The sequence below is a fragment of the uncultured Brachyspira sp. genome (assembly GCF_949287625.1).
GTDB lineage: Bacteria > Spirochaetota > Brachyspiria > Brachyspirales > Brachyspiraceae > Brachyspira.
Map to the genome: position 1 here is coordinate 19,533 of NZ_CASEGO010000049.1, position 8,620 is coordinate 28,152.

The 8,620-nt window shown below is 34.0% G+C and carries 6 protein-coding genes; all 6 read left to right on the forward strand.

Annotated elements, in window-relative coordinates:
- Positions 1–10: 10 nt before the first annotated feature.
- The 6 genes from Q1X91_RS08850 to flgK all read left to right on the forward strand — a co-directional run bounded on the left by Q1X91_RS08850 (position 11) and on the right by flgK (position 8,455).
- The gene (locus Q1X91_RS08850; RefSeq protein WP_300756027.1) at positions 11–1,774 is read left to right on the forward strand and encodes a V-type ATP synthase subunit A; all 1,764 of its coding nucleotides are present in this window, start codon (positions 11–13) and stop codon (positions 1,772–1,774) included.
- Positions 1,767–3,089 (forward strand): V-type ATP synthase subunit B, encoded by a 1,323-nt coding sequence (locus Q1X91_RS08855; protein WP_013114055.1) that lies wholly within the window; start codon positions 1,767–1,769, stop codon positions 3,087–3,089. Before Q1X91_RS08850 ends, Q1X91_RS08855 begins: the two co-directional genes overlap by 8 nt.
- A 21-nt stretch (positions 3,090–3,110) precedes the next feature.
- Positions 3,111–3,710, forward strand: a complete 600-nt coding sequence (locus tag Q1X91_RS08860) for a V-type ATP synthase subunit D (RefSeq protein WP_008721418.1) — start codon at positions 3,111–3,113, stop codon at positions 3,708–3,710.
- Positions 3,707–5,575 carry a V-type ATPase 116kDa subunit family protein gene (locus Q1X91_RS08865; protein WP_300756033.1) on the forward strand — a complete coding sequence of 623 codons (1,869 nt, stop codon included), beginning with the start codon at positions 3,707–3,709 and terminating at the stop codon, positions 5,573–5,575. Before Q1X91_RS08860 ends, Q1X91_RS08865 begins: the two co-directional genes overlap by 4 nt.
- 76 nt (positions 5,576–5,651) lie before the next feature.
- Positions 5,652–6,119, forward strand: coding sequence for a V-type ATP synthase subunit K (locus Q1X91_RS08870; RefSeq protein WP_008721414.1), 468 nt, complete (start codon positions 5,652–5,654; stop codon positions 6,117–6,119).
- Between the two features lie 422 nt (positions 6,120–6,541).
- Positions 6,542–8,455, forward strand: a complete 1,914-nt coding sequence (gene flgK / locus Q1X91_RS08875; protein ID WP_300756035.1) for a flagellar hook-associated protein FlgK — start codon at positions 6,542–6,544, stop codon at positions 8,453–8,455.
- The last annotated feature ends 165 nt before the right edge of the window (positions 8,456–8,620 follow it).

The following is an 8,620-nucleotide window of genomic DNA, read 5'->3' on the forward strand; positions in this document are numbered from 1 at the left end:
GGAGATAGAAATGACTAAAGGTAATGTAACTGCTATTATATCAAACCTAATTTCAATAGAGGTAGACGGTCCTGTTTCACAAAACGAGATATGTTATGTATCTTGCGGTAATGCGAAACTTATGGCTGAGGTAATTAAAATATCTGGTACTAGTGCTAGTGCTCAGGTATTTGAATCTACTAGGGGTGTAAAATTAGGTGATGCCGTAGAGTTTACTGGTTCAATGTTGGAAATTGAATTAGGACCTGGACTTCTAGGTAAAAACTTTGACGGACTTCAAAATGACCTTGATAAATTACAAGGTGTATTCTTGGAAAGAGGTAAATATAACAATCTTTCTGAAGACAAAGAATCTAAATATGACTTTACTCCAATAGCTAAAGCTGGAGATGAAGTAGCTGCAGGCGACTGGATAGGTGCTGTAAAAGAAGGCTGGATTGACCATAAAATAATGGTTCCTTTCAAGTTTCAAGGAAAAGGCGTTGTTGAAAGCGTAGCATCATCTGGTACTTATCATTTACAAGACACATTAGCTGTTATCAAAACTTCTAACGGTGAAAAAGTTAATGTAACTATGATACAAACTTGGCCTGTAAAACTTACTATTAAAGCTTATAAAGAAAAACCAAGACCATTTAAATTATTGGAAACAGGTGTTAGAACTATAGATACATTCAACCCTATAACTGAAGGCGGTACTGGATTTATTCCTGGTCCTTTCGGTGCAGGTAAAACAGTATTACAGCACGCTTTGGCTACTAACGCAAATGCTGACTTGATTATAATGACAGCATGCGGTGAAAGGGCTAATGAGGTAGTAGAAATATTTACTGAGTTCCCAGAACTTATAGACCCAAGAACTGGAAGAAGTTTGATGGAAAGAACTACTATCATCTGTAACACTTCAAACATGCCTGTAGCTGCCCGTGAAGCTTCAGTTTATGTAGGTATGACTATTGCTGAATATTACAGATCAATGGGACTTAAAGTTCTTCTTCTTGCTGACTCTACTTCTCGTTGGGCTCAGGCTTTAAGAGAGATGTCTAACCGTCTTGAGGAATTACCTGGTCCTGACGCGTTCCCTATTGACTTGCCTGCTATTATTTCTAGTTTCTATGCCAGAGCAGGTTTCGTATACTTAAATAACGGAGAAACAGGTTCTATTACATTCATAGGTACAGTATCTCCTGCAGGCGGTAACTTGAAAGAGCCGGTAACAGAATCTACTCGTAAAGCAGCTAGATGTTTCTACGCTTTATCGCAAAAACGTGCCGACAGTAAAAGATATCCTGCTGTTGACCCATTAGATTCTTATTCTAAATATATTGAATATCCAGAGTTCATAGAATTCTCTGATACTAATATAGAAAAAGGCTGGTCAGAAAAAGTTATTAAAGCTAAAGATATTGCCAGAAGAGGACAGGAAGCTAATGACCAAATAAGCATTCTTGGTGATGACGCAGTACCTCTTGAATACCATCAGCGTTTATGGAAAGCTGAGCTTATAGACTTCGTTATCTTACAGCAAGATGCTTTCGATAAAGTAGATAAAAACTGTCCTATAGAAAGACAAAAAGAATTATTAAATCAAGTTATGAAAGTTGTAGAAGCTGATTACAGATTTGATGATTACAGCGAAGTAGGTACTTATTTCAAAAGACTTATCAACGCATTCAAACAGATGAACTATTCTGTATATCAGTCTGATGATCATAAAAAATACACAGCTGAGATGGAATCAATATTTGCTGAAAGGAGTATAACACATGCCTAAAGCATTTCAAAAAGTATATACAAAATTAGTACAGATTACTAAAGCAACTGTATCTTTAAGAGCAGAAAATGTCGGCAACGATGAAATGGCTCTTGTAGCAGGAAGACCTGCTCAGGTTGTAAAAATGATTGGAGATATTGTTACACTTCAGGTTTTCCAAGGTACTGAAGGTATACCTACTAACGCTGAAGTAGTATTCTTAGGCAGACCTCCTAGACTTAAAGTAAGCGAGCTTCTTGCTGGAAGATTCTTCAATGCTTACGGCGAGCCTATTGACGGCGGTGCTGAAGTTGAAGGTAAAGAGGTAGAAATCGGAGGTCCTTCTGTAAACCCTGTTAGAAGAAAACAGCCTTCTGAACTTATCGCTACTGGTATTGCTGGTATTGACCTTAACAATACTCTTGTTACTGGACAGAAAATACCGTTCTTCGCAGACCCAGACCAGCCTTACAACGCAGTTCTTGCTCAGGTAGCATTAAGAGCTGAAGCTGATAAAATCATACTTGGCGGTATGGGACTTTCTAACGATGACTACTTATCATTTAAAAATACATTTACTGAAGCTGGTGCTTTGGATAAAATTATATGTTTCATCAATACTACTGATGACCCTCCAGTAGAAAGACTTTTGATTCCAGATATGGCTTGTACAGCTGCTGAATATTTCGCAGTTGAGAAAAAAGAGAAAGTGCTTGTTCTTCTTACAGACATGACTCTTTATGCCGATGCTTTGGCTATAGTATCTAACAAAATGGATCAAATTCCTTCTAAAGACTCTATGCCGGGTTCACTATATTCTGACCTTGCTAAAATATACGAAAAAGCAGCTCAGTTCCCAGACGGAGGTTCTATTACTATTATTGCTGTTACTACTCTTAACGAAGGTGATATTACTCACGCTGTACCAGATAACACTGGTTACATCACTGAAGGTCAGCTTTATTTAAGACGTGACTCTGATATAGGTAAAACAATCATCGACCCATTCAGAAGTCTTTCACGTTTGAAACAGTTGGTTATAGGTAAGAAAACTAGAGAAGATCACCCTGCTGTAATGAACACTTTGGTTCGTCTTTATTCAGATGCTGCTAATGCTAAAATGAAAAAAGAAAACGGTTTCGACTTGACAGAATACGATGAAAGATGTTTGAAATATGCTGCTGAATATTCTGAAAGATTACTTGCTATAGATATTAACATAAAAATTGATGAGATGTTGGAAACAGGCTGGGAATTGATGGGTAAGTATTTCAGTAAAGCAGAAGTGGGTGTAAAAGAATCATTGGTAGAAAAATACGGCAAATGGTCAAACTAATTTAAAAAAGTAGGTAAAAATATGGCATTAAAGTTTCAATACAATAAAACGGCTCTTCAAAACCTAAGACGCCAGCTTACTATTCGTGAGAAAGCTCTTCCTACTTTGAAAAGTAAAGAGGCAGCTTTACGTCTTGAGGTGAGAAAGATTACCGCTGAGATTGAATTACTTAAAGAAGAATATCAAAAATTAGTTAAAGAAAATCAAAACTACAATGGATTTTGGACTGATTTCCCAGAAATAGTAAAAATCAAAAAAATCAATTCAGAATTAAAAAACATTGCAGGTGTTAAAGTTTCTATACTATCTGATATAGACTTCGCTATTGAAAATGTCAGCCTTTTTAATATGCCTTCTTGGATTAGACTTGCTATCAGCATGTTTGAACGCCTTATGACTATTCAGGTAAAAATTGAAATGACTGAGGCTAGACTTAATGCTTTGGCTTATGCTAGGAAAAAAACTACTCAGAAAGTTAACCTTTATGAGAAAGTTCAAATCCCAGAATATAAAACTGCTATAATCAAGATTAAAAGGTATATGGAAGACGAAGACAATTTAAGTAAGTCTTCTCAAAAAATAGTTAAAGAAAGAAACAGAGCTAAGGAGGCGTCTTTATGATTAGAAAAATGAAGAAACTCTCTCTCTTTGTCTTTCATGAGGATAAGGAAAAAACTTTAAATGATTTAGCATCTCTTGGGCTTGTGCATATAGAAATTGCAAACGGTGTTTCCAGCGAAAATATAGATAATATTGCTGCTAAAAAACATGATGCTTCAAGGGCTAAAGCTATTATTAATAATGCTTTGTCTGATGCTAAAAAAGCTAAAAAAGATGTTTCTAATGTTAAAGCTGAAAATACTTCTAAAAAAGCATCTGAAGTAATAGAAAATGTTATTAATACTTCTCAGGCTTCTGATAAATTAAAAACTGAAAGAGATACGCTTAAAAAAGAATTATCTGTTATAGCTCCTTTCGGTAATTTTAGCTTTGATAAATTGAACGGCTTAAAAGAAAAAACTGGATATAATATTTTATTCTATAGTGCTAATGCTAAAGAATATAATGATTATAACTTCTCAGAGCTTAAAGATATATTTACTTGCACTATCAAAGAAGAGGCTGGAAAAGTTTATTTTGTTGCTTTCAAAAAAGAAGGTACAGAAGAAACTCTTCCTTTTGATATTATCAATATGCCTTCAAAATCATATAATGATATAAATGCAAGAATAGCTGAACTTGATAAAGAAATCGAAGATAATGATACTGAGATCATCAAAAATCAAGTATATATAGAAGCTATTAATAAAGAAATAGACACTCTTAATATATCTAATCACTTTGAAGAGGCTAAAGAAAGTTTTGTGGCTAGCGAAGGTACTGAAGGCAAGATACTTTATGTAGAAGCTTATGTACCTAAAGATAAAGAAAGTGAAGTAAAATCTTTATTAGATGCTAAAAATATAGCTTATATATTGGAAGACCCTAGTAAAGATGATAAAGTACCTGTTGAACTTAAAAATAATAAATATGCGGGTGCTTATGAGCTTATTACTAAATTATTCCAATTGCCGAATTATTTCGAGATAGATTTAACTCCTATGATAGCTGTTTTCTATCCGTTATTCTTTGCTTATTGTTTCGGCGATTCTGGTTATGGTGTAGTATTAACTATAGTTGCTTTGATAGGCTTATTCACTGTATTAAAGGGAAGTTTAAGAGGTGTAGGTATACTTGCCCTAACATTGGGTATATGTACTACTATTATGGGTATCATTAACGGCGGAAGTGTATTCGGTGTAAGCATACCTTCCAACACTCAAATACCTTTATTTGCTGCTTTAAGTAAATATTTGATTATTACTGATACTAAAGAAAATTGGTTCTTAACTCCGTTCAATACTGCATTGCTTATAGGCGTACTTCATATATGTTTTGCTTTGGTTGTTGGTGTTGTAGACAGAATAAAAACCAGCTCTATAGGTGATATACTTGGTGCTATTGGTAAACTTCTATTTATACCCGGACTTGTTTTATGGTTCTTGGGCGATATGCAGAAAATGGAAGTTATCAAACAATTCAGCACTGTATATTATGCTTTAATAGCTGTTGGTTTGGTATTCTTAGTAATACTTTCTAATGTTGGTAAAAAACCAGATGTATTAAACTCTATACTTGGCGTGTATTTCGCTGCTACTGGTATAATGGGTGATACACTTTCATACATACGTTTGTTTGCTTTAGGTGCTTCTGGTTCTATATTAGCATTGGTAATAAACCAAATAGGTATGAGTTTCAAAGCTATACCTGGTGTTGGTGTGGTAATAATGGTAATATTCCTTGTAGTAGGTCATATTGCTATATTCTTACTAAACATACTTGGTGCTTTGGTACACCCTTTGAGATTAACATTTGTAGAGTTCTACAATAACGTTGGTTTTGAAGGCGGCGGTAAAGAGTATAAGCCTCTTAAAAAAGCGGCTTGATTTAGTTTTAAGTTTTTTATAAATAAAAATTAATATAAAAATTATATTTAATTAATCTAAAAAAGGAGATTTTATTATGGGTTTTACAATGAACACAGCACTTTTATTAGGATATTTAGGTGCAGGCTTAATGGTAGGTATGTCTGGTATTGGCAGTGCGGTTGGTACTTCTATTTCTGCTATGACTACAGTTGGTGCTTTAAAGAAAAATAAAGATGCTTTCGGTAGCTGTCTTGTTTTAAGTGCTTTGCCTGGTACACAAGGTCTTTATGGTTTTGCTGCTTTCTTCATTATGCAGCCTTATTTGACAGCTGATATAAGCATATTCCAAGGTGCTGCTATATTAGGTGCTGGTATTGCTGTTGGTTTAGCTTGTATGGTTTCTGCTATATTCCAAGGTAAAGTTTGTGCTAACGGTGTTGAAGCTATAGGTAATGGTTATGATGTATTTGGTAACACTATCATCGTTGCTGTATTCCCAGAACTTTACGCTATCGTTTCTTTCGCTACTGCATTCTTAATCAGCGGTGTTTTAGGTGCTTAATTAAGTAATTAATAAAAGTGAATAAATAGAAATCCGTAGGAGTTAATCTTACGGATTTTTTATTTGCATTATATTTTATTAAAATAAATATTTAAATTTTTTTATAAACTTCATTTATAAATTTAAATCCTCCTCAATTTATCTGCTAATAAAAAAATAAATATAAAAAATAATACTGTTATATACTGAAACTTTTTGAGTTTGTCAATTTTTTTGTTGTTTTTTCCTGCCGCATACGCTCTGCAAACTTCGTCAAAGAACCTTATATCCTCGACAAGCTCGGATACGCTTCCTGTATTTTTATTTGATTATGTTACCTTTTGCTACAATAATAATAAAAAAAAATGTAATAAATTTTTTTATAAATACGATAATTCTAGTAATTAATTAGAAGCAAACAATATGTATTAAGGAGCATAATAATGTCAACTAGCTCATTTTTTGGTATAGAATTAGGTAAAAGATCCCTTCAGAACTTCAAAACAGCATTAGAAGTTACAGGTCATAATATAAATAATGTTGCAACTAAAGGCTACAGCAGACAAAGGGTTGTAATGCGTACATTTGATAAGCCTTTAGAAGCTCCTAGTCTTAATAGGGCAGAACGTGCTGGTCAAATAGGGCAGGGTGCTGAAATTACTACAGTAGAGAGAATAAGAGATCAGTTTATAGATTCAAAAATAATGATGGAACTTGGTACAGACGGATACTGGAAAACAAAGTCTGATTATTTAAAGCAGTTAGAGGCTATATATAATGAACCAGGTAATGCTAACTTAAGAAGCGATTTAGATGCTTTCTGGGATTCTTGGCAGGAAATGGCTGCTAATCCTGCAGAGAGAGGCACTAGAATGGTTTTAGTAGAAAGAGCAGATAGGGTTAATAATTCTATTAATCAAATGTTTAATCAGATGAATAATATGCGTAATAATTTAAACAATCTTGTTGAAAGCAAAATTAATAGAATAAATGATATATCTAACTCCATTAAGGATTTGAATGTTGAGATAGTAAAACAGCAGGCACTAGGACAAAGCCCTAATGATTTACTTGACAGAAGAGATTTACTTGTAGATGAACTTTCTTCTCTTGCTAATGTTGATATAAAATCTATGGATCCTGATGAAACTATTGTTTATATAGGAGGCAGAGCTTTAATTCAGGGAAATGTTGTAAGCGAATTGAGTGCAGAAAAAAATGTTAATAATGAAGGAATGTATGATATATATTGGAAGAAAGATCATGTTCAGGTTCAGTTTGAAGGCGGAGAATTAAAGGCTTTATTAGAATTAAGAGATGTTGATACAGTTGATGCTATTAATGATATAGATACATTTGCTATGAATTTGGCTGACAGTGTAAACGAAGTTCACAGAAGCGGTTTCGGACTTAATCAGGAAACAGGTATTGATTTCTTTACTATGACGAAAGCTACTCCTTCAGTTATAGGTAATTTTGATACCAATAATGACGGACAGGAAGATTCTACTATAATGTTTAAAGTAAGCGGTATAAATTCTATAGACCCTACAGACAGTATAGGAAGCAGCGGAACTTTAATATTCGGTAATAAATCAAGAGAAGGTGCGGATGTTGCAATAGATTATACAGCACAAATGAAGGTAGGCGATTTAATAGATAAAATTAACTCAAGCGAGGCTAATGTATCAGTTTATTTAGATGATAATAACAGACTCGTACTTAAAGCCAGAGCTTTTGATGACTATATGAGACCTTCATATTTCATTAAACATATAGAAGATTCAGGTGATTTCTTGGTTGGTATAACAGGAGTATTAAATCAGTCTGGAGCTAACGGAGCATATAATTGGCAGGCTGCAGATCAGGTAAACCAATTGGCAGGTGATTTCAGAAACTTTACTACTACTCCTTACAGACACCCTGCTTCAGCTATTGCCGTTAATGATATTATAAGAAATGATGTAAACTACATTGCAGCTTCTAAAGGTATAGATACTACAGGAAACGGCTTTAATGATAAATGGAATGGTTTGGGTGACGGAGCTAATGCTTTGGCTATTGCTAATTTGAAAAATAAAGAGATAATGGTTGAAAGCAAATCTACATTTAATGATTTTTATACTGGAAGTATTGCTAGAATTGCCTCAAGAACAGAGAGTGCTAATGCCGAAACAGAAAAACAAACTGTTGTTATGGAATATCTTGAAAGATTAAGACAGTCAGTATCAGGTGTTAACTTAGATGAAGAGGTTGCTCAAATGGCTATGTATCAGCATGGTTATAATGCTTCTGCTAGAGTAGTTAGTATTATGGATCAGCTTCTTGATGTTGTTATAAATAGAATGGGTGTGTAAGTAATATATAAAATTATTAAGGCGGTGTCTATTTAAGGATACCGCCTTTTTATTTGCCGTAAAATCGGTATATACTGGAACGATTTCATTTTGTCAACTGATGTACATTATATAGAATTATCAACTTTTTTGCCGCACAAAAAAGTTTTTGCCAAAGGCACGCTT

What these genes read in the sequence shown, in the direction of transcription:
- Q1X91_RS08860 (WP_008721418.1), top strand. Translation starts at nt 3,111, where the DNA reads ATGGCATTAAAGTTTCAATACAATAAAACGGCTCTTCAAAACCTAAGA.
- Q1X91_RS08850 (WP_300756027.1), top strand. Translation starts at nt 11, where the DNA reads ATGACTAAAGGTAATGTAACTGCTATTATATCAAACCTAATTTCAATA.
- flgK (WP_300756035.1), top strand. Translation starts at nt 6,542, where the DNA reads ATGTCAACTAGCTCATTTTTTGGTATAGAATTAGGTAAAAGATCCCTT.
- Q1X91_RS08855 (WP_013114055.1), top strand. Translation starts at nt 1,767, where the DNA reads ATGCCTAAAGCATTTCAAAAAGTATATACAAAATTAGTACAGATTACT.
- Q1X91_RS08865 (WP_300756033.1), top strand. Translation starts at nt 3,707, where the DNA reads ATGATTAGAAAAATGAAGAAACTCTCTCTCTTTGTCTTTCATGAGGAT.
- Q1X91_RS08870 (WP_008721414.1), top strand. Translation starts at nt 5,652, where the DNA reads ATGGGTTTTACAATGAACACAGCACTTTTATTAGGATATTTAGGTGCA.